The sequence below is a fragment of the Peribacillus sp. FSL E2-0218 genome (assembly GCF_037992945.1).
In the GTDB taxonomy this organism is placed as follows: domain Bacteria; phylum Bacillota; class Bacilli; order Bacillales; family DSM-1321; genus Peribacillus; species Peribacillus simplex_B.
In genome coordinates this window covers 5,011,669-5,033,060 of record NZ_CP150304.1, presented here as the reverse complement: position 1 = coordinate 5,033,060, position 21,392 = coordinate 5,011,669, and the positions used below count along the sequence as shown (strand labels likewise).

The window sequence follows — 21,392 nt, the reverse complement described above, 5'->3', positions numbered from 1 at the left end:
AAAAACCCGAAGCCGCTTGCGGTTTCGGGTTTTTTCGTTATTGCCAAGGCTTCAGGACCTTTTTGTACCAGGGGGTCTTTTTTTGCTCGGCTTCATCTGGAACCTGCACAGGTTTTTCGCCTTTAAAATGCTCGGCACAGTATTCGATAGGTTCTGTACCTTTCACATAATAAGTCAATCTAGAGACAGGGCAATCCTTTGTTGCCAATTTACCGCTTGCAGGATTCACGTTGACTCCGATGACGTTTTTCGTTTCCTTGAACGGTTTGGCCGGTGTTCCCTGCAGGCCCTTTTCCATATAGGCCGCCCATATTTTTTTTGCATAGCCTTTTTCAGCAGGATTCTCGATTTTTTTACCTTGATCGTAGCCAGTCCAGACCCCTGCCACAAGTTCAGGCGTGTATCCGATCATCCAGCTATCTGTCGGGGTGGACCCTGATTTACCTGCATACGGGCGGGTCAGTTCGGAGCTGATGGTGCTGCCGGTCACTTTCGTATAGCCATTTAAGGTTTCATCGAAAACCCCGGTTAGCATCTGTGTCATGACGAACGCTTTATCCGCATCGAGAATTTGTTCCGGTTTCTTATTTTGTGCATAGATGACTTCCCCTTTTTGGTTTTCAACCTTTTTGATGAATACGGGCTTCACCTTCTTGCCGCCGTTAGCGAGAATGCTGTATGCATTGACCATTTCTATCGCCCGTACACCAGAGGTGCCGAGTGCCAGCGATGGCACGGCAGCCATTTTTGCCGTTATGCCAAAGCGGCGCGCCGTATCGACCAAGGTTTGTTCCCCTAGGAACAAGTGTGTTTTTACGGCGAAAATATTATCTGAAAGAGCAATGGCCTGGGCCATCGTGATTTCTCCTTCCGCATATTGATGGTTGTAATTATGCGGTGTATAGGAGGAGTGACCATCGTCGAACGTAAAGGTGGTCGTCTCGCTTTTTAAGGTGGTCGACGGTGTGAAGCCATTCTCCAGCGCCGAATAATAAAGCAGTGGCTTCATGGTGGAGCCAGGCTGGCGGACGGCCTGTGTGGCCCTGTTGAACGGTGACTCCGCATAATCCTTCCCGCCGACCAATGCCCGGACTTCCCCTGTAGCCGGATCCATTGCCACGATCGAGGCTTGTATGCCTGAAGAATCGGGTATGGTAGTGGAAACAACATCTTCGGCGACAGCCTGCTGGGCTTCGTCGAGTGTGGTAAATACCTTCAGGCCGCCGAGCTCGATCGTCCTGTCATCCAAATGAAGCTGGGATTTCAAAGCCTGCTTGACCGCATCCTGAAAATAGGGAGCGGTTTTATTGGTGACCGTTCCATGCTCGCCTTTTAATGTCAGCGGGTCTTGCAGGGCTTCGGTGATTTTTCTTTCTGAAATGTAGCTTTTGTTTTTCATGGCCTGCAGGACAACCTTCTGCCTGGATTTCGCTTTTTCAAGGTCATCCAATGGAGAATAGTTGGAAGGGCCTTTAGGTATCCCGGCCAGCATGCTGGCCTCTGCGAGCGTAAGATCCAAGGCATCCTTGCCAAAGTAATACTGGCTCGCGGCCTGGGCCCCATATGCGCCATGGCCATAGTAAATCGTATTTAAATAGCCTTCAAGGATTTCCTTTTTGGAATAGTTCATCTCCAGGCGTATTGTATAAAAAGCCTCATTGAACTTGCGTGACCACGTTTTATCATGACCGAGAAACAGGTTCCGTGCATATTGCTGGGTAATGGTGCTGGCACCCTGGACCTTGGACATGGCCTGTATATCCGCAAGAATGGCCCCGCCGATCCGCTTTATATCAAAACCATTATGCGTGTAGAATTGGCGGTCCTCAACAGCGACAGTTGCTTGGATGAGCTGGGGTGAAATGGCATCCATTCCGGCCCAATAGCGTTTCTGGCCATTATCCGTTTCACCGATCACATTTCCATCATTGCTATAATAGAGGGTGGATTGCGGCACGACCAAAGGCGGCGGACCTAATATTTTGGCATAAATCAGTAAAGAGAGAAGCAATACAAAGAGTATGATGAGCCCGATTGTGGCAAGGATAATGATGGCCCGTACATATTTGGTCGTCCTTTTAAATCGTTCGCTTGGAATCAATTCCATTGCTTTCACCTCTCTTGAATCTAGTATCTATTACTATTATGGAAAAAAAAGAATTTTTTAAACATAAGAAAGGCAATTAGGAAATTTATCTTGCAATTCTGCTAGATTCGTCTATAATTTTTCTAGCTAATGACTAAACCGAATTTGGGGAACCTATTAGGTGACTGACAATATGAAATGGAAAAGGAGCGTTAATAAATGAGCATTTGGTTTACTGAAAAACAAACAGAGAATTTTGGTATTACGATGAAAGTGAATCGTACTTTACATACGGAGCAAACTGAGTTTCAAAAGCTGGATATGATTGAAACGGAAGAGTGGGGCAATATGCTATTGTTGGATGACATGGTCATGACTTCACAGCGCGATGAATTCGTTTACCATGAAATGGTAGCCCATGTTCCTTTATTCACTCATCCTAATCCAGAAAACGTTTTGGTTGTAGGCGGAGGGGACGGAGGCGTTATCCGTGAAATCCTTAAACACCCAAGCGTAAAAAAAGCCACGCTGGTGGATATCGATGGGAAAGTCATCGAATACTCGAAGAAGTTCTTGCCTGAGATTGCCGGCATGCTTGAAGACCCACGTGTGGACGTACAAGTTGGGGATGGCTTCATGCACATCGCCAAAAGTGAAAATGAATATGACGTGATCATGGTTGATTCGACTGAACCGGTCGGACCTGCTGTCAATTTATTCACGAAAGGTTTTTACGCGGGAATTTCCAAAGCGTTGAAAGAAGATGGGATATTTGTGGCACAATCAGATAATCCTTGGTTCAAAGCCGATCTAATCCGTGATGTACAACGTGATGTAAAAGAAATATTCCCGATCACCAGCCTTTACTTAGCGAATATCCCGACGTATCCGAGCGGCCTTTGGGCGTTTACGATCGGATCGAAAAAATATAATCCATTGGAAGTTGCGGAAGAACGCTTCCATGAAATCGAAACGAAATATTATACAAAAGAACTTCATCAAGCAGCTTTCGTTCTGCCTAAATTCGTTCAAGACTTAGTGAAATAAGGAGGCGTCGACCATGAGATTCGAGGAAGCCTATTCAGGCAATGTATTCATTAAAAGCCATCCCGATTTCGAGGAATCGGAAGCTGTGCTTTACGGCATGCCAATGGACTGGACAGTAAGCTTCCGTCCGGGTTCCCGCTTTGGCCCGACCAGGATCCGCGAGGTTTCGATCGGTTTGGAGGAGTACAGCCCGTACTTGGATCGTGAATTGGAAGAAGTGAAATTCTACGATGCGGGCGATATCCCATTGCCGTTCGGCAACCCGCAGCGCAGCATCGATATGATTGAAGAATTTGTCGACGGTGTGTTGGATGCCGGTAAATTCCCATTGGGGATGGGCGGGGAGCACCTCGTCACATGGCCTGTCATAAAAGCCATGTACAAAAAGTATCCTGACATGGCCATCATCCATATGGATGCCCACACAGATTTACGTGAGGATTATGAGGGGGAACCGCTTTCCCATGCCTCGATCATTCGTAAATCCGCAGAGCTTATCGGTCCGAAGAATGTATACTCATTCGGCATTCGCTCCGGTTTGAAGGAAGAGTTCCAATGGGCAAAGGAAAATGGCATGCACATCTCTAAATTTGAGGTTCTGGAGCCGCTGAAAGAAGTATTGCCACAGCTGGCAGGGCGTCCCGTCTATGTAACGATTGACATCGATGTCCTGGACCCTGCACATGCGCCTGGAACAGGCACGGTAGACTGCGGCGGCATCACTTCCAAAGAGCTTTTGGCTTCGATACATGAGATAGCTCGTTCTGAAATTAATGTCGTCGGCTGTGATTTAGTGGAAGTTGCACCGATTTATGATCCATCCGAGCAAACGGCGAACACGGCAAGCAAGCTGATACGCGAAATGATTTTAGGCTGGGTTCAAAAAGGCTAAGGATCGAACTTTAATAAAAAGTACCCTATGGAATGGACACGTTGAAAAAAGTCTATCCTGTAGGGTACTTTTGTTTATGAGTAGAGTGCAAAATGTCCGCAGTGTTGGAGAAATTTGCGGAACATGCGAATCACGGGAGACCCTGCAGGCTGAGAGCCGAGTAGGCTCGGACCGCCGCCCTCTGGATAAGCGCGATCGCCTGCAGTGGATTGAAACGGTCTAAGGTACAGTTACTCGTCAGTTTGTGCTTTGCATTGAATTTAAAGCGGGGTTCCGTATAATTTACCCTTTTCACACGCAATTGGGGCCGTTTCTATTGTATTTCTTGCGTTACTCACGTTTTTAACCCGGGTTCCCCGTATAATCACTGCTTTCTTTCACCATTTCGGAGCTTTACTCGCGAATTTAGCCACTTTATTCGTGAGTTTGGCAGTTTTATTCGTGAATTTCGTGCTTTTATTCGTAAATTTGGCGCATTTACTCGCGAGTTTGGGCTTTGCTACTTATTTGAGGAGGTTTCTCATAAAAATCGCGCTTTTCACACGCTTTTAGTACCGTTTCTCTTCAGCTACATGTGGACAATCTGGATGTCATCTTCATTTTCACGCAACGTGAAATGAAACGGAAAGCAGCGAGACTCTTGTGGTAAATACGAGACACGGGAGAACCCGCGGGCTGAAAGCCGAGGAGGCTCCCGGACCGCCCGCGGTGCAATGAAGCGATTGAATTTGAAATTACCAAAACTGTGGGAAATTAGAGAAAGTTTTGTTCGGATGAAGTAGAAAGGAACTGTCGGTCAAATTCTTACTAATTCTCTCCCTTGTTTTTAAAAAAAGTGTCTTTTCCATAGGGTGCATTTCCAAACCCAAAAGAAAACTTTCACTGAAAATCACTTTCCAGGCTATTTCCTTCTATCCCTTTCTGGATTTGCACTTTATTTTCCGATGCAAGTTGAAACTTCCTTGAAGAATATTTATACTTATGAAGTTAAGGACGACGTGATGAAGGAAGTGTTGAGTTGACTCTTCATGATATAGATAAGCATGCCATTAGAGTGACCTTGCAAACAAAAATCAAGCATGGCGCTGAAACGGACACGTATGAGCTGGTCACATTTGGTACAAAAATGTACAAGGGTGCCGATTTGTATTTGCAATATAAAGAGGAAAATGAAGCTGGTCAAATACAAACGACCATCAAGCATAAAATGGATGAAACGATCCTGCTAAGGAACGGTGCCATTAAAATGAGGCAGCTTTTCCGCTTGCAGGAAGCGACAAATGGACATTATGAAAGTATATATGGCCGGTTGGGACTACGGACGACCACGAAAAAAATCGATCATCAATGGGATGAGCAGGCCAAACAAGGGAAACTTGTCCTTAAATATACATTACATATGCAGGGAAGCGAACCCGGTCAATATGAAATGACGATTTCCTACAAGGAGGAAGCATAGCACATGAATATAGTTAATGAGGTACAGGAAAAACTGAAAGAAGAAATTAAGGCTGCGGTTATCAAGGCAGGCCTGGCAGCAGAAGAACAGATTCCGAATGTAGTATTGGAACTGCCAAGGGAAAAGTCGCACGGAGATTATTCGACGAATATGGCGATGCAATTAACGAAGATTGCGAAGAAAGCGCCAAAAATGATTGCTGAAGCGATCATTGAAAACTTCGATAACTCAAAGGCTTCCATTGAAAAAATTGAAATTGCAGGGCCAGGTTTTATAAACTTCTACATGAATAATTCATATTTGACCGAATTGATCTCTGCCATATTGAAAGCCGATGGATCATATGGGGAAAGCGATTTTGGAAAAGGTGAAAAAATCCAGGTGGAATTCGTTTCCGCAAACCCGACAGGTGATCTTCACCTCGGTCATGCGCGCGGTGCAGCAGTAGGCGATACGTTATGCAATGTCCTTTCCAAAGCAGGCTATGATGTTTCACGTGAATATTATATCAATGATGCAGGTAACCAAATCAATAATTTGGCCATTTCGATAGAAGCACGTTATTTCCAAGCGCTTGGTCTTGAAAAGGAAATGCCGGAGGGCGGTTATCACGGTGAGGATATCAAGGGCTTCGGTAAAAAGCTTGCCGAAGAATATGGCGATAAATTCGTAAATGCCGATGAAAAAGTGCGTTTTGATTTCTTCCGTGAATACGGCTTGAAATGTGAGATGGAAAAACTGAAAACGGACTTGGGCAATTTCCGTGTCGGATTCGATGTATGGTACTCCGAGACGTCCCTTTATCAAGATGGCAAAATTGACGAAGCGCTCAATGTATTGAGGGAAAGGGGCCATGTCTATGAGCAAGATGGGGCAACATGGTTCCGTTCAACGGAATTGGGTGATGATAAAGACCGCGTGCTCATCAAACAAGACGGGTCTTATACCTATTTGACACCGGATATTGCCTATCACCGTAATAAACTGGAGCGTGGCTTCGAAACATTGATCAACATATGGGGTGCCGACCACCACGGATATATCCCTCGTATGAAAGCGGCGATTGAAGCTTTAGGCTACAAACGCGAGCAGCTTGAAGTGGAAATCATCCAGCTCGTACATCTGTATAAAGATGGCGAGAAAATGAAAATGAGCAAGCGTACGGGTAAAGCCGTCACGATGCGTGATCTTATTGATGAGGTTGGCCTTGATGCAACACGTTATTTCTTTGCGATGAGAAGTGCCGATACGCATATGGATTTTGATTTGGATCTTGCCGTATCGCAATCCAATGATAACCCGGTTTATTATGCACAATATGCACATGCCCGGATATCAAGTATTTTGCGCCAAGGTGTGGAGCAAGGAGTCAGCTATGAAGGAATCACTGATTTTTCTGCCCTTTCCACTGAAAAAGAGGTCGAGCTGTTGAAAAAACTGGGCGAGTTTCCTCAGGCGATTGCTGAAGCAGCCGAAAAACGGATGCCTCACCGCATGACGAATTATATCTTCGACCTAGCTTCCACTTTCCATAGCTTCTACAATGCAGATAAGGTTCTGGATGTGGAGAAAATGGAACGAAGTCAAGCGCGCCTTGGACTAGTCAAATCCGTTCAAATCACTTTAAAGAACGCATTGGCTATAATCGGCGTTTCAGCACCGGAAAAAATGTAATCAGCAATAGCGACTGTTCCTAATGGGAACAGTCGCTTCAGACTGTAGACAAACTCGATGAAAATCGAGTTTGTCTATTTTTATGGCCTGTACAATTTAGACGTTGATTTCCACTCCAGGCACTCGCTTTCCGCGGGCGGTCGGGGAGCCTCCTCGGCTTTGCCTGCGGGGTCTCCCCTAGACGCGCTTTTCCCGCAGGAGTCTCGAACACCCGCTCCAATCAATTTTGTCTTACCTTTTAGATAGAACACTTTTGACTGGAGTCATTTTTGTTTTAAAATTGAAGTATTAAAACTTGAGGTGATGAGGATGCTTTCTAAACATGATTCTATTCAGCGAGATCAACTTGAAATGATTACTTTAGATCAACTGGTGCCACCGAACCATTTGGTTCGTAAAATGGAGGCTGCCATTGACTTCACTTTCATTTATGACTTGGTGAAAGATATGTACTCAGAGGTAGGACGCCCAAGTATTGATCCAGTTATTTTAGTTAAACTGACTTTCATTCAATATACCTTCGGTATTCGTTCCATGCGTAAAACGATTGAGCGTGTATTCGCAGATGCAAAAGAAAAGCATGGTATGCGTTGGACTACTTTAAGGGGACTTAAAAAATTGTCGATGCAGGCGATGCTTACTTTCGCTGCCATGAATTTAAAGAAGATGGCCACTTGGACATGGCAAGGTCCTAAAACGGCTTAACATAGTGGCTCGAAGAGCCCAAATCTCGTAACCTTTGGTCAAAATTTCAAAGGAATTTCAAAAGGGGTTCGGGATTTTTTAATTCCGAACCCCTTTTGTCTACAAACTGTAGCGACTGTTCCTAATGGGAACAGTCGCTTTTTTTGGACTTTCAGCATTCGACGGAGCCACCGCTGACCCTTTTTACACCGCGGACCTTGGCGATTTCTTCGATCAGCTGCAGCATGGCCCGATCCTTCATCTTGGCTTCGATCATGAAATCGACATCCTGCCTAAGCTCCCTAAGTGCTTTGAACAGGGGCATGATGAATTCCATATCAATATAATCAGCATGCGAGCGAAATGCACTTAATGATTTCGGGGAAGAAATATGGATCTTTGGGACCACTCCTGCGTTGCTCCACGTCTTGATGACCTCGGTGAGCAGCTCGTTAAGCGGCTCATCTGATAGGTTGGCCAGATGGTGGTGGTAATCGAAGACGAGCGGGATGCCTTCCCTTTTACATACACGGAGGGTTTCTGAGGCTGTATAGGTTTTATCGTCATTCTCGAAGGTCATTCTTGCCTTGACATGCTTTGGAAGCAATCTAAGGTTGTCATGGACCCTTACTAACGCTGACTCTTTATCACCATAGGCCCCGCCGACATGGATATTGATGAAAGAGGAATCGGCAATTCCCATGGCATCGAACATGTTATAGTGAAACTCCATATCCTTTACGGCATTATGTGTAATCCCTGGTTTGGGGCTGGTGAACAGCGTAAACTGGTTGGGATGAAAGCTCACCCGCATGTTATGTGCGGTAACCCATTCGCCAAGCTGCTTCCATTCCTTTTTGAAGGGAGTGACGAAATCCCATTCCACATCTGGGTGTGTGGCTAAAGGAACGATGGAGCTGGACATCCGGTAGATTTCTATTTGGTGGGCCGTGTTATATTGAAGGACCCTAAGGGTATTTTCAATGTTCTGCCTCGTCACACTCAGGAGCCGGTCCATTCCCGTTTCCGGGCCGAGCTCGCTATATCGCTTGAAAGTAAGCGTCTTTGCTGGTGAGGCCTCCCATAAACAGGTTGCGTTGGATACAAAGCCAAATCTTATCTTCATTTGCATTTTCTCCTTAAACGATGTTAAAGAAAAGGAGATAGGATGGAAGCCAGCGATTCTTTTGCTGTACGAACAAGATTCGTGGAAGAAAGCTTGTCCCCGTTCATTAGCTTCGATTCCGCAACGTCCACTGCCAATTCCTTTTCTACATCTTCTATGAATGTCCGGTCATAAATCAAACAGTTGATTTCCCCATTTAAAAAACAACTTCGTTTATCAAAGTTAGCTGTACCGATATCACAAATTGTATCATCAATCAGTATCACTTTAGAATGGTAGAACCCTCTCTGGAATTGCATGATGGCAGCTCCTTCTTTTATCAATACCCGGAAATAGGGAAATGAAGCCTCTTTTACTAGGGCATGATCGGAATTTTCGGGAACGATGACCGTTACGGAAACATTACGTGAAAGGGCCTCCCTTAATTCATGAAACAGGGAGTTGCTTGGAATGAAGTATGGCGTGCCGATGATGATTTTTTCTTTAGCCTGCCGAATCAAGCCAATCAAGGTCTGTTCTAAATCGCATCCATTCGTGACAACGACCTGATGTGCCTGCGACCCGGCTTTCAGGTTAGGAAAATATGCCGGTGTTCCCCGAAGATCCTCGTTTGTATCGTGAAACCAATCCGAAAGAAAGACTTCCTGAAGGTCCTTGACTCCTTCCCCCGTCATTTTTAAATGGTAATCCCGCCAAGGGTTCAGCTTGTCCCCTTGATTTATATATTCCCTGCCGATATTAAAGCCGCCAAGATAGCCGATTTTCCCATCAATCACCGTGATTTTTCGATGATTCCTTTTTTGTATCGTATAGAAAAGAAAGGGGAGTTTCGGTTTAAAGCTGAAAGAAAAATGAACGCCGCTTCGTTTGAGCTGCCGAATGGTTGTGCTCGATATTTGCTTGCTTCCAACCCAATCGGCCAAAAGCCGTACCTCCACGCCCGTTTCCGCTTTCGTTTGCAGCAGCTTCAAAAAGTCCTTGCTGAACTGATCGTTTTTCACGATATAAAAAAGGATATGGATGGAATCCTGAGCGTGTTTGATTTCTTCCGTGAAATCCTCAAACAGGATTTTCCCTGACGTGAACACGGTCATCTCGCTTTTCCGAGGCGGATAGTTCGTGTTCGCTGCCTCCTTCGTATATCGCTTATGCCCCAGCTTTAAATCTATCAAGCACCAAGTGAAGATCAATAATAAAATGGAGGCAAGCGTCGTGATTATCTTCAAAAAAATCCCCCCTACATGATTTACATGTAGTTTGGCTCTAATTCCCTGTAAGTAACCATAGAATGGAGTGAAGGGAATAGGCTTTTTTTATGTTATGGAAGGGGGAATATCCAGAATTGTCGAACTATAATGATTAGGGTGGAGAAAATCACATTTATTTTATAAAGAAAAAAGTTGACTGAATGCTCATTCATTATATAATGGAGGTAATCAAATTTCAGGAAAATGCCAAATTTTCTATTTATTAAAATGGTTGCCTGGCATTTTACAATTTACGAAGAGGGGGAAGGACTGCATGGAAATGAATGGCTTACTGTGGATCAACTTGATTGCTTTTCTACTTGTAACCGCTTACGCCGCTGGTTTATTTATCTATTTGATTAGAACTCGTTTAGCATATATAAAACTTGGCAAAAAAGTGGAATTCGATAACCGTGTGAAAGATCGTTTGGTTAAAATTGGGGTTTATGTATTTGGACAGAAAAAGCTCTTCAAAGATAAAAAGAGCGGAATCATCCATGCGATGCTATTTTATGGCTTCATTTTAGTGCAATTTGGTGCACTTGACTTTTTCATTAAAGGGTTAAGGCCAGGGTGGCATTTGCCGTTAGGACCTCTTTATCCTGCCTTTACCTTCTTCCAGGAAATCGTGACGCTCACGGTTCTGGTGGCAATCCTTTGGGCTGGTTACCGCCGTTATGTTGAAAAGCTTGTCCGCCTGAAAAGGGATTTCAAAGCGGGATTGGTTGTCATCTTCATTACCGGCATCATGATTACCGTACTGCTGGGGAATGGAATGGGAATGATTTGGCATGAACATGATGCAACCTGGTCAGAGCCAGTCGCATCAAGCATAGCCTTCCTATTCGGCTGGATGGGAACAGCCGCAGCTACTGCCGTGTTTTATGTAGCTTGGTGGATGCATCTAATGATCATCTTATCGTTCCTTGTTTACATCCCGCAATCGAAGCATGCACACTTGATTGCCGGTCCGATCAATGTATTCTTGAACCGTCTGGACAATCCAGGGAAATTGAAGCCGGTCGATTTGGAAGAAGAGATCCTGGACAAAGAAGGCAACCAATACTATGGTGCCAAATATATCGAGGATTTGACACAATACCAAATGGTCGATCTTTATGCCTGCGTGGAATGCGGGCGCTGTACGAATATGTGTCCGGCAACCGGTACCGGGAAAATGCTGTCACCGATGGATATCATCATCAAGATGCGTGACCATTTAACGAATACAGGAGCTGCTGTAACAACGAAGCAGCCATGGGTTCCATCCTTTGTGTTCGGCAATACCACTGGAAATAAGATCGCTCTTGCCAGCAGCGGCGAGGGAGCCCAGGAATCGGCCGCAGCAATTGAAAGCTACAGCCCGAGCCTTATTGGCGAAGTCATTACGGAAGAAGAACTATGGGCTTGCACGACCTGCCGTAATTGTGAGGATCAATGCCCGGTAATGAATGAACATGTCGACAAAATCATCGATATGCGCCGATATTTAGTGCTGACCGAAGGCAGGCTTGATCCTGATGCCCAACGTGCAATGACCAATATTGAGCGTCAAGGAAACCCTTGGGGGCTGAACCGTAAAGAGAGAGAAGATTGGAGAACCTTGAGGGAGGATGTCAGTGTTCCTACCGTGAAGGAATTGCAAAAGGCAGACGAAGAATTCGAATATTTATTCTGGGTCGGTTCAATGGGATCTTACGATAACAGAAGCCAGAAGATTGCCCTTTCCTTTGCCAAGTTAATGAATGAAGCGGGCGTCAAATTCGCGATTCTGGGAAATAAAGAGAAAAACTCAGGGGATACCCCGCGTCGATTGGGTAATGAGTTTGTTTTTCAGGAGCTTGCCATGAAGAACATCGAAGAGTTCCAGAAGAACGACATCAAGAAAATCGTGACGATCGATCCGCATGCCTATAATATTTTTAAAAATGAGTATCCGGATTTTGGCTTGGAGGCGGAAGTGTACCACCATACGGAACTGCTTGCAAAGCTCGTCAGCGAAGGCAGGCTGGTGCCGCAATATCCAGTTAATGAAACGATTACTTTCCACGATTCCTGCTACTTGGGAAGGTACAATGAGGTATATAGCCCACCGCGTGAAATCCTGCAATCGATTGCTGGCGTGAAACTGATCGAGATGGAGCGCAACCGTGAAAAGGGCATGTGCTGTGGTGCCGGAGGCGGTTTGATGTGGATGGAAGAGGAAACAGGAAACCGCATTAATGTGGCGCGTACGGAACAAGCACTTGCCGTCAGCCCGACCGTTATCAGCTCGGGATGTCCTTATTGCCTGACCATGCTATCTGATGGGACGAAAGCAAAAGAAGTCGAGGAAAACGTTAAAACGTATGATGTAGCCGAGCTTCTCGAAAAAGCGATCATTGGTGAAAGCAAACCGATCGCATCTTAATCAATATATGATTGCCTGCTTCTTATATGATCGCTTTGAGGAAGCAGGCGATTTTTTTATTTAAATATTTAAATTATTGTCAAAATTATGTAAGATAATATTAAGCGCTTACATAACGTTCGGCTCCTTATTGAGCGAGCGTTCAATCAATTTTAATTAAGGGAGGAAATAAGGATGGCAAAAACAGTGATAATCAGTGGTGTGAGAACGCCCTTCGGTAAATTTGGCGGAGGCCTTAGCAGTTTTACGGCATCACAGCTTGGCGGGATGGCGATCAAGGAGGCACTTGAACGGGCTGGAATCGAGGGCGGGCAGGTCGATGAGGTAATCATGGGGAATGTGCTTCAGGCAGGTCAAGGGCAAATCCCTTCACGTCAGGCAGCGCGACATGCCGGTATTCCTTGGGAAGTGAAAACGGAAACGATTAATAAAGTATGTGCATCAGGGCTTCGCAGTGTCACAATGGCCGATCAGATCATTCGTTTAGGTGATGAGGAAATCATTGTTGCCGGGGGAATGGAGTCCATGAGCAATGCACCTTACATTCTTCCGAAGGCACGCTGGGGCTTAAGGATGGGCGATGCGCAGATGAAGGATACGATGATATCCGACGGACTTAGCTGCAGTTTCACAGGGGTACATATGGGCACTTACGGAAACAGTACTGCCGAGGATCTTGAAATTACCCGTGAGGAACAAGATGGCTGGGCTTACGATAGCCATCAAAAAGCGCTTAAAGCGATGGATGAAGGCATACTGGCAGAAGAAATCGTTGCCGTACAGGTTCCGGTCAGAAAAGGGGATCCGATTACGATCGAACATGATGAAGGACCAAGAAAGGATACATCTGCCGGGAAGCTCGCCAAATTAGGGCCTGCTTTTAATAACGAGGGAACGATTACGGCAGGGAATGCACCAGGAGTCAATGATGGAGCGGCGGCTCTCATATTGATGAGTGAGGAACGTGCCGAAAAAGAAGGGAAAGCTCCATTTGCTTATATTTTGGCACATGCCGAAGTGGCAGTTGAAGCGAAGGACTTCCCGAAAACGCCTGGCTTGGTCATAAATGAAATCCTGAAGAAGGCAGGCAAATCGGTGGAAGACATCGATTTATTCGAAGTGAATGAAGCATTTGCAGCTGTGGCACTGGCCAGCGGGAAGATTGCCGGCGTCGAGGCGGAAAAAGTGAATGTCAATGGAGGTGCAGTGGCCTTAGGTCACCCGATCGGGGCAAGCGGTGCCCGCATCATCATCACGCTCATGCATGAGTTGAAACGCCGTGGCGGGGGACTGGGCATAGCAGCGATCTGCAGTGGCGGCGGCCAAGGAGATGCGATCTTAATCGAGGTGCCAAAGCAAAGTTGATAGTTTCATAGATGATGAGGAGGGTTTTCATGAACATTCAAAAAGTGATGGTCATCGGTGCGGGACAGATGGGGTCTGGCATCGCCCAGGTTTGCGCAATGGGGGGCTATGAGGTTCTCTTGCATGATTTACAAGCTGAATTTGTGGAAAAGGGCTTAGGAACGATCACCAAAAACCTTTCGCGACAGGTCGAAAAAGGGAAAATGAAGGCCGAGGATAAGGATGCAGCCCTTTCCAGGCTGACGTCATCGACTGATTTGCAAAATGCAGCCGAGGTGGATTTGGTGATTGAAGCTGCAGTGGAAAATATGGAAATAAAAACGAAGCTATTTGCCGAGCTGGACCAAATCGCGCCACAACATGCCATACTTGCCACCAATACTTCTTCACTGCCGATTACCGAAATAGCAGCGAGCACGAAAAGGCCTGCCAATGTCATCGGCATGCATTTCATGAACCCGGTTCCAGTGATGAAGCTAGTGGAGGTCATCCGCGGTCTTGCTACAGCCGATGAAGTATATCAAAAGGTGGAAAAGATGGCCGAATCCTTGAACAAGGTGCCGGTGGAAGTGAATGATTTCCCCGGTTTTGTAGCGAATCGGATTTTGATGCCGATGATCAACGAGGCCATCTATACGCTATATGAGGGCGTTGCCACTAAAGAGGCGATTGATGATGTGATGAAGCTCGGGATGAACCATCCGATGGGACCGCTTACGCTAGCTGACTTCATTGGACTCGACACATGCTTATATATTATGGAAACCCTTCATCAAGGGCTGGGCGATGATAAATACCGTCCGTGTCCGCTGCTAAGGAAATATGTAAAAGCTGGGTGGCTGGGCAGGAAATCAGGACGTGGCTTTTACGAATATAACTGATAACTGATCATTGAAAAGCATCTGCAGCTAGGGAGGAATGAAGGAATGGATTTCAAGTTTACAGAAGAACAGCAAATGATGCGGAAGATGGTAAGTGATTTTGCGGAGAAAGAAATTGCCCCTCATATCGACGCCATGGAAAAAGGCATGTTTCCGAAAGCGATCCTGCAAAAAATGGGCGATCTTGGCTTGATGGGAATTCCGATCCCCGAACAATACGGTGGCGCGGGGATGGACTTCATGTCTTATATCATCGCCATCAACGAGATTTCCAAAGTAAGCCCCACCCTAGGTGTCATATTGTCCGTCCATACTTCTGTTGGAACGAATCCGATCGTTTATTTTGGAACCGAGGAGCAGAAACGAAAGTATGTGCCTAAGTTAGCCGCAGGACAATATTTAGGCGCATTTTGCTTGACCGAGCAAAGCTCCGGCTCCGATGCTGCGAGTTTGAAATCGAAGGCTGTAAAAAAAGACGGTCTATATCGAATAAATGGATCCAAAGTATTCATCACGAATGGCGGTGAGGCGGATGTGTTTATCGTTTTTGCCTCAACCGATCCGAAGGCCGGCAGCAAGGGAATCTCTGCCTTCATCGTCGAAAAGGGTACGCCTGGCTTAATCATCGGTAAAGACGAGCGTAAAATGGGGCTTCATGGCTCGAGCACCGTGCAGGTGACCTTCGAAGATATGAAAGTGCCTGAGGGCAATCTGCTTGGAAAAGAAGGTGAAGGCTTCAAGATTGCGATGGCCAATCTGGATGCCGGCAGGATCGGGATTGCGTCCCAGGCGCTGGGAATTGCTGAGGGTGCCATGGAACATGCCGTCCAATATGCAAAGGACAGGGTGCAGTTCAACAAACCGATTGCATCGCAGCAAGGGATTGGCTTCAAGCTGGCGGAAATGGCCACCGGCATAGAAGCTTCCAGATTACTTGTCTACCGGGCGGCGTTTTTACGCTCAGAGGGCTTGAAGTGCGGCAAGGAGGCTGCGATGGCTAAGCTATTCGCTTCGAGGACGGCCGTCGAGGTGGCGATAGAAGCTGTCCAAGTATTCGGAGGTTATGGATATACGACGGAATATCCCGTAGAACGCTATTTCAGGGACGCAAAGGTAACGGAAATATATGAAGGCACCAGTGAAATCCAAAGAATGGTCATCAATAAGAATCTTTAAATACATCGAAAAGGGCAGGGGAAGAATATCATGCAGTTTAAATTGACCGAAGAACATGAAATGATCAGAAAAATGGTGCGCGATTTTGCGCAGAATGAAGTGGCTCCTACGGCTGCCGAGAGGGATGAAGAAGAACGATTTGACCGTGAAATTTTTGATAAAATGGCCGAACTTGGTTTGACGGGAATTCCGTGGCCGGAGGAATACGGGGGAATCGGGAGCGACTATTTGGCGTATTGCATTGCGATCGAGGAACTTTCCCGAGTCTGTGCTTCCACTGGGGTTACGTTATCAGCCCATACATCTCTTGCAGGCTGGCCAATCTACAAATTCGGATCCGAGGAGCAAAAGCAAAAATATCTTCGCCCGATGGCACAGGGTGAAAAAATCGGCGCGTATGGCCTGACTGAGCCTAGCTCAGGATCCGACGCAGGCGGCATGAGAACGACCGCGAAGCTTGTTGGTGATGAATATATCATCAACGGTTCGAAAATTTTCATTACGAACGGCGGAATTGCAGATACCTACGTTGTCTTTGCTTTGACAGATCCCGAATCGAAGCAAAAAGGAACGAGTGCTTTCATCATCGAAAGTGACTTCCCGGGTTTCAGTGTTGGTAAAAAAGAGAAGAAGCTGGGAATCCGTTCATCACCGACAACGGAAATCATTTTTGATGAATGCCGGGTGCCGAAGGCAAACCTGCTTGGCAAGGAAGGGGAGGGCTTTAAAATCGCGATGATGACGCTTGATGGGGGCCGTAACGGAATAGCCGCCCAAGCTGTAGGCATTGCCCAGGGTGCATTGGATGCCGCGGTCAATTATGCAAAAGAGCGCGTCCAATTCGGCAAGCCCATCTCTGCACAGCAAGGAATCGGTTTTAAACTGGCGGATATGGCAACCGGGGTTGAAGCATCAAGATTATTAACCTACCAGGCTGCCTGGTTGGAATCCGTGGGTCTTCCATATGGAAAAGAGTCGGCCATGTCGAAACTATTCGCTGGTGATACAGCCATGAAAGTAACGACGGAAGCCGTACAGGTTTTTGGTGGTTATGGCTATACAAAGGATTATCCAGTAGAACGGTATATGCGCGATGCGAAAATAACCCAGATCTACGAAGGTACACAGGAGATTCAGAAGCTGGTCATTTCAAGGATGGTTACGAAATAGAGTTGAAAATGAGGTTTTCCGCTTGAGGCACCGCCTTGACGGAATGCCCTTTTCAATTTATTGGAGAATGTCTTTGTTGGGTATATGATTCGCTTCATAAAAGGGGTTTGAAAATGGAAAAAAGAGAAGTACTTGCGTCTGTGAAGGATGAGCGGCTGGTGGAAAAAAGACGTACCCAAATGATCAAAGGGGCGGTGACGCTTTTTAAGGAAAAGGGATTCCATCGGACGACTACCAGGGAAATTGCCAAAGCGGCTGGCTTTAGTATTGGTACGTTATACGAGTATATCCGAACCAAGGAAGATATTTTATATCTCGTTTGTGACTTTATTTACGATGAAGTTCAGGAAAAGCTTCAAAAAGAAATCGATCAGAGTGATGGGACACTTGATAGTTTGAAGATGACAATCGCCTATTTTTATAAAGTGATGGATGATATGCAGGACGAAGTGCTGGTGATGTATCAAGAGGTGAAGGCGTTGACGAAGGATGCCCTGCCTTACGTGTTGAACAAAGAAATCCGAATGGTGGGCATGTTCGAAAAGGTCATAACGAAATGTGTTGAGAACGGGGAACTTTTGCTGACGGAAAAACAAATCAGCCTTCTTTCGCATAACATCTTTGTCCAGGGACAGATGTGGAGTTTTAGAAGATGGGCTTTGCATAAAGAGTATACGCTTCAAGAGTACATCGATGTGCAGACGCAATTATTGATTCAAAATGTATCATTTCATAAAAGTGCTGATATCAAGTCGTTTCAATAAGGGGGAGCTATATGAGTACCGTTGAAGTGTATAGACCGAAAAACCATATCAGATTCGTGACAGCTTCGAGTTTATTCGATGGCCATGACGCATCGATCAACATCATGAGAAGGATCCTGCAGTCGAGCGGGGCAGAGGTCATTCATCTAGGTCATAATCGATCTGTTGAGGAAATCGTGAATGCAGCCATACAGGAAGATGTTCAAGGCATCGCGATGTCATCCTACCAAGGGGGCCATGTAGAATATTTTAAATATATGTATGACCTGTTGAAGGAAAGGGGAGCCGAGCATATTCGGATTTTTGCCGGAGGTGGCGGGGTCATCATTCCGAGGGAAATCAAGGAGCTGCATGAATACGGGATAGCCCGTATCTTCTCCCCTGATGAAGGGCGGGAATACGGCCTCCAAGGCATGATAAATGTATTGATGGAGGAATGTGACTTCTCCACGGTCAAACCTTCTTTGCAGGAACGCTTTGATGAGCTGATCGCAGGCGGGACGAATGCGATTGCCCAATATATCACTTTCGCTGAAGGCAGGGTTGAGGCTACGGATGAAGCAGCCGCAGCAGTGGAAAGCCTATTCGAACAAATCAAGACGTCTGAAAGGAAGGTGCCTGTTTTAGGGATTACAGGAACGGGCGGCGCGGGTAAAAGTTCATTGACCGATGAATTGATCCGGCGTTTCCTTAACGAAATCAAGGATAAGAAAATCGCCATACTGTCCGTCGATCCGACAAAACAAAAAACGGGCGGTGCCTTGCTGGGCGACAGGATCAGGATGAACGCAATTTTTTCAGAGCGTGTATATATGCGGAGCCTGGCCACGCGTCATTCGAAAAGTGAGCTGTCCTTGGCGATTAAAGATGCCATATCCGTCGTGAAGGCAGCTGGCTTCGATCTAATCATCGTCGAAACGAGCGGAATTGGCCAGGGCGATGCAGAAGTTGCCGAGATTTGTGATGTGTCCATGTATGTGATGACAAGTGAGTTCGGCGCACCTTCCCAGCTGGAAAAGATCGATATGATCGATTATGCAGACTTGATCGTCATTAACAAATATGAGCGCAAAGGCTCTGAGGATGCAAAAAACCAAGTTCAGAAACAATATCAACGTAGCAGGACCCTTTTTGATCAAGATCCATCGGAAATGCCGGTTTATGGCACGATAGCCTCCCAATTCAATGACCCGGGGACCAATGCATTATTCGCTGCCCTGATAGAAAAACTTAATGAAAAAGCAGGGACGGAATGGAGCACTGCCTTTTCGAAGGAAGCGGATGTTTACAAGCAAAATGTCATCATTCCGAATGACCGCCGTTATTATTTGCGGGAAATAAGCGATACGGTCCGGACGTATCATAAACGCTCGGCGGAGCAAGTCCGCATCGCCCGCAGGCTTTTCCAGCTTGAAGGTGCCATTGAGGCGGTAAAGGAAAATGATAACGACAAAGAAATTCTTGCGTCTTTGGAAGATTTGAAAAAAGAAACGGCTGCCAAGTTATCCCCCGATTCGAAAAAATCGCTCTCGGGCTGGAGCGATTTAAAAGAAAAATATGCAGGGGAGCAGTTTGTAACGACGATCAGGGACAAAGAAATCGTCACGAAGCTAAAAACGAAAAGCTTATCGGGTTTAATGATCCCGAGAGTGTCCCTGCCTAAATTTGTTGATTACGGTGAGATTTTGGCGTGGATATCCCGTGAAAATGTTCCGGGCTTCTTCCCGTATACAGCTGGAGTCTTTCCATTCAAGCGTGAAGGGGAAGATCCAAAACGGCAATTCGCCGGTGAGGGATCCCCGGACCGGACCAACCGCCGATTTCATTATCTATCCAAGGATGATACTGCTAAACGGCTTAGTACGGCTTTCGATTCCGTAACATTATATGGCGAGGATCCTGATCATCGTCCAGATATCTATGGCAAGGTAGGGGAAAGCGGCGTCAGCATTTGTACGTTGGATGACATGAAGAAACTGTATGCAGGTTTTGATCTTTGCCACCCATCAACATCCGTATCCATGACCATCAATGGACCGGCACCGATCATATTGGCCATGTTCATGAACACGGCAATCGAACAACAGATCCAGCGAAAGGCGGAAGAGCTCGGCCGACCGCTTACGGATATGGAGGTACAGGAAGTGGAGGCCTTCACTCTTCAGACGGTACGCGGAACAGTTCAAGCGGACATCCTGAAAGAGGACCAAGGCCAGAATACATGCATCTTCTCCACGGAATTTGCATTAAGGCTAATGGGGGATATCCAAGCCTATTTCATCGATCATAAAGTCAGGAATTACTATTCTGTATCCATATCCGGTTATCACATTGCCGAAGCCGGGGCCAATCCGATTTCACAACTGGCCTTCACTTTGGCGAATGGCTTTACGTACATCGAATATTACTTGAGTCGCGGAATGAATATCGATGATTTCGCCCCGAATTTGTCGTTTTTCTTCTCGAATGGGCTCGATGCTGAATATACGGTCATCGGAAGGGTGGCAAGAAGGATTTGGGCGACGGTCATGAAGGATAAATATGGTGCGAATGACAGGAGCCGGAAGCTGAAATACCATATACAAACATCAGGCCGCTCCCTTCATGCGCAAGAAATAGATTTCAATGATATCAGAACGACACTTCAGGCTTTGATGGCCTTACAGGACAACTGTAACTCCCTGCATACGAATGCTTATGATGAAGCCATCACGACGCCTACCGAAGAATCTGTACGCCGTGCCATGGCCATTCAAATGATCATTACGAAGGAGCATGGACTTTCAAAGAATGAAAATCCGATTTCCGGTTCTTTCATTGTCGAGGAATTGACGGATATGGTTGAGGAGGCCGTGCTTCAGGAGTTCGATCGCATCAATGATCGAGGCGGCGTTCTTGGCGCTATGGAGACGCAGTACCAGCGGGGCAAAATCCAGGATGAATCCATGCATTATGAAATGAAAAAGCATACCGGGGAATTGCCGATCATCGGGGTCAATACGTACCTGAATCCAAATCCTCCTTCCGAGGATGCCGTCAACAGCATGGAAATTGCCCGTGCAACAAAGGAAGAAAAGGAAGGGCAAATCAAAAACTTGCGGGCATTTCAGGAAAGAAATAAGCAGTTCACTGATGAAGCCCTAACCAAGCTGAAGGCCGCGGCCATGAATGGTGACAATATATTTGCCGAGCTCATGAAATGTGTGAAAGTGGCTAGCCTTGGCCAGATAACCCGTGCGCTATATGATGTAGGCGGGCAATATCGCAGAAATATGTAAGGGTGGGCAAAAGGGGACTCCGTATTGAAGGGGTCCCTTTTTCTCAATAACGATGCCCCTTTTTTTGGAAAAATGAAAATTTCCCCTTATAATAATTTGGAAAAGGGGCAAAAATGATGAATCAGCCCCATTG

At 46.2% G+C, this 21,392-nt stretch carries 16 protein-coding genes; 13 read left to right on the top strand and 3 right to left on the bottom strand.

Annotation, left to right across the window (positions count from 1 at the left end; genetic code table 11):
* Nucleotides 1–37: 37 nt before the first annotated feature.
* Complete coding sequence (locus tag MHI53_RS24325) at nucleotides 38–2,107, bottom strand: PBP1A family penicillin-binding protein (RefSeq protein ID WP_340372495.1); 2,070 nt, start codon at nucleotides 2,105–2,107, stop codon at nucleotides 38–40.
* Between the two features lie 198 nt (nucleotides 2,108–2,305).
* Between MHI53_RS24325 and speE the strand changes: the two genes are divergently transcribed.
* The 6 genes from speE to MHI53_RS24295 all read left to right on the top strand — a co-directional run bounded on the left by speE (nucleotide 2,306) and on the right by MHI53_RS24295 (nucleotide 7,863).
* The gene (speE, locus tag MHI53_RS24320) at nucleotides 2,306–3,133 is read left to right on the top strand and encodes a spermidine synthase (protein ID WP_061141311.1); all 828 of its coding nucleotides are present in this window, start codon (nucleotides 2,306–2,308) and stop codon (nucleotides 3,131–3,133) included.
* Between the two features lie 13 nt (nucleotides 3,134–3,146).
* Nucleotides 3,147–4,025 carry an agmatinase gene (gene speB, locus MHI53_RS24315; protein ID WP_061141310.1) on the top strand — a complete coding sequence of 293 codons (879 nt, stop codon included), beginning with the start codon at nucleotides 3,147–3,149 and terminating at the stop codon, nucleotides 4,023–4,025.
* 76 nt (nucleotides 4,026–4,101) lie between these two features.
* Nucleotides 4,102–4,248, top strand: a complete 147-nt coding sequence (locus MHI53_RS24310; protein ID WP_155645402.1) for a hypothetical protein — start codon at nucleotides 4,102–4,104, stop codon at nucleotides 4,246–4,248.
* A 795-nt stretch (nucleotides 4,249–5,043) separates the two neighbouring features.
* The gene (locus MHI53_RS24305; protein ID WP_340372494.1) at nucleotides 5,044–5,484 is read left to right on the top strand and encodes a DUF1934 domain-containing protein; all 441 of its coding nucleotides are present in this window, start codon (nucleotides 5,044–5,046) and stop codon (nucleotides 5,482–5,484) included.
* Nucleotides 5,485–5,487: 3 nt separating this feature from the next.
* Nucleotides 5,488–7,158: an arginine--tRNA ligase gene (argS, locus tag MHI53_RS24300; protein ID WP_340372493.1), complete on the top strand. Its 1,671-nt coding sequence runs from the start codon at nucleotides 5,488–5,490 to the stop codon at nucleotides 7,156–7,158.
* 309 nt (nucleotides 7,159–7,467) lie between these two features.
* Nucleotides 7,468–7,863: a transposase gene (locus tag MHI53_RS24295; protein WP_340372492.1), complete on the top strand. Its 396-nt coding sequence runs from the start codon at nucleotides 7,468–7,470 to the stop codon at nucleotides 7,861–7,863.
* A gap of 151 nt (nucleotides 7,864–8,014) precedes the next feature.
* Here the strand turns inward: MHI53_RS24295 and uvsE are convergent, their stop codons facing one another.
* Together uvsE and cls are read right to left on the bottom strand one after the other, a co-directional pair.
* A complete protein-coding gene (gene uvsE, locus MHI53_RS24290; RefSeq protein ID WP_340372491.1) occupies nucleotides 8,015–8,968 on the bottom strand; it encodes a UV DNA damage repair endonuclease UvsE in 954 nt (317 codons plus the stop codon).
* 23 nt (nucleotides 8,969–8,991) lie between these two features.
* Entirely contained in the window at nucleotides 8,992–10,194 is a 1,203-nt protein-coding gene (gene cls / locus MHI53_RS24285) for a cardiolipin synthase (protein WP_340372490.1), read from the bottom strand.
* Nucleotides 10,195–10,495: 301 nt separating this feature from the next.
* Here cls and MHI53_RS24280 point away from each other — a divergent pair, with 301 nt between their 5' ends.
* The 7 genes from MHI53_RS24280 to icmF all read left to right on the top strand — a co-directional run bounded on the left by MHI53_RS24280 (nucleotide 10,496) and on the right by icmF (nucleotide 21,259).
* Nucleotides 10,496–12,625: a (Fe-S)-binding protein gene (locus tag MHI53_RS24280; RefSeq protein ID WP_061141810.1), complete on the top strand. Its 2,130-nt coding sequence runs from the start codon at nucleotides 10,496–10,498 to the stop codon at nucleotides 12,623–12,625.
* Nucleotides 12,626–12,799: 174 nt separating this feature from the next.
* Entirely contained in the window at nucleotides 12,800–13,990 is a 1,191-nt protein-coding gene (locus MHI53_RS24275) for an acetyl-CoA C-acetyltransferase (RefSeq protein ID WP_061141306.1), read from the top strand.
* Between the two features lie 29 nt (nucleotides 13,991–14,019).
* Nucleotides 14,020–14,871: a 3-hydroxybutyryl-CoA dehydrogenase gene (locus tag MHI53_RS24270; RefSeq protein ID WP_061141305.1), complete on the top strand. Its 852-nt coding sequence runs from the start codon at nucleotides 14,020–14,022 to the stop codon at nucleotides 14,869–14,871.
* 45 nt (nucleotides 14,872–14,916) lie between these two features.
* Nucleotides 14,917–16,047, top strand: coding sequence for an acyl-CoA dehydrogenase (locus MHI53_RS24265; RefSeq protein ID WP_061141304.1), 1,131 nt, complete (start codon nucleotides 14,917–14,919; stop codon nucleotides 16,045–16,047).
* A 30-nt stretch (nucleotides 16,048–16,077) separates the two neighbouring features.
* Nucleotides 16,078–17,217 (top strand): acyl-CoA dehydrogenase, encoded by a 1,140-nt coding sequence (locus tag MHI53_RS24260; protein ID WP_061141303.1) that lies wholly within the window; start codon nucleotides 16,078–16,080, stop codon nucleotides 17,215–17,217.
* Nucleotides 17,218–17,330: 113 nt separating this feature from the next.
* On the top strand, nucleotides 17,331–17,981 hold the full coding sequence (locus MHI53_RS24255; protein WP_061141302.1) for a TetR/AcrR family transcriptional regulator: 651 nt from the start codon (nucleotides 17,331–17,333) through the stop codon (nucleotides 17,979–17,981).
* An 11-nt stretch (nucleotides 17,982–17,992) separates the two neighbouring features.
* Nucleotides 17,993–21,259, top strand: a complete 3,267-nt coding sequence (gene icmF, locus MHI53_RS24250) for a fused isobutyryl-CoA mutase/GTPase IcmF (protein WP_340372489.1) — start codon at nucleotides 17,993–17,995, stop codon at nucleotides 21,257–21,259.
* Nucleotides 21,260–21,392 lie beyond the last annotated feature (133 nt).

Excerpts from the sequence above, each read along its gene's own strand:
- MHI53_RS24325 (WP_340372495.1), bottom strand. The coding sequence starts at position 2,107 with ATGGAATTGATTCCAAGCGAACGATTTAAAAGGACGACCAAATATGTA.
- uvsE (WP_340372491.1), bottom strand. The coding sequence starts at position 8,968 with ATGAAGATAAGATTTGGCTTTGTATCCAACGCAACCTGTTTATGGGAG.
- MHI53_RS24280 (WP_061141810.1), top strand. The coding sequence starts at position 10,496 with ATGAATGGCTTACTGTGGATCAACTTGATTGCTTTTCTACTTGTAACC.
- MHI53_RS24275 (WP_061141306.1), top strand. The coding sequence starts at position 12,800 with ATGGCAAAAACAGTGATAATCAGTGGTGTGAGAACGCCCTTCGGTAAA.
- speB (WP_061141310.1), top strand. The coding sequence starts at position 3,147 with ATGAGATTCGAGGAAGCCTATTCAGGCAATGTATTCATTAAAAGCCAT.
- MHI53_RS24260 (WP_061141303.1), top strand. The coding sequence starts at position 16,078 with ATGCAGTTTAAATTGACCGAAGAACATGAAATGATCAGAAAAATGGTG.
- MHI53_RS24295 (WP_340372492.1), top strand. The coding sequence starts at position 7,468 with ATGCTTTCTAAACATGATTCTATTCAGCGAGATCAACTTGAAATGATT.
- icmF (WP_340372489.1), top strand. The coding sequence starts at position 17,993 with ATGAGTACCGTTGAAGTGTATAGACCGAAAAACCATATCAGATTCGTG.
- argS (WP_340372493.1), top strand. The coding sequence starts at position 5,488 with ATGAATATAGTTAATGAGGTACAGGAAAAACTGAAAGAAGAAATTAAG.
- speE (WP_061141311.1), top strand. The coding sequence starts at position 2,306 with ATGAGCATTTGGTTTACTGAAAAACAAACAGAGAATTTTGGTATTACG.
- MHI53_RS24255 (WP_061141302.1), top strand. The coding sequence starts at position 17,331 with ATGGAAAAAAGAGAAGTACTTGCGTCTGTGAAGGATGAGCGGCTGGTG.
- MHI53_RS24270 (WP_061141305.1), top strand. The coding sequence starts at position 14,020 with ATGAACATTCAAAAAGTGATGGTCATCGGTGCGGGACAGATGGGGTCT.
- MHI53_RS24310 (WP_155645402.1), top strand. The coding sequence starts at position 4,102 with ATGAGTAGAGTGCAAAATGTCCGCAGTGTTGGAGAAATTTGCGGAACA.
- MHI53_RS24265 (WP_061141304.1), top strand. The coding sequence starts at position 14,917 with ATGGATTTCAAGTTTACAGAAGAACAGCAAATGATGCGGAAGATGGTA.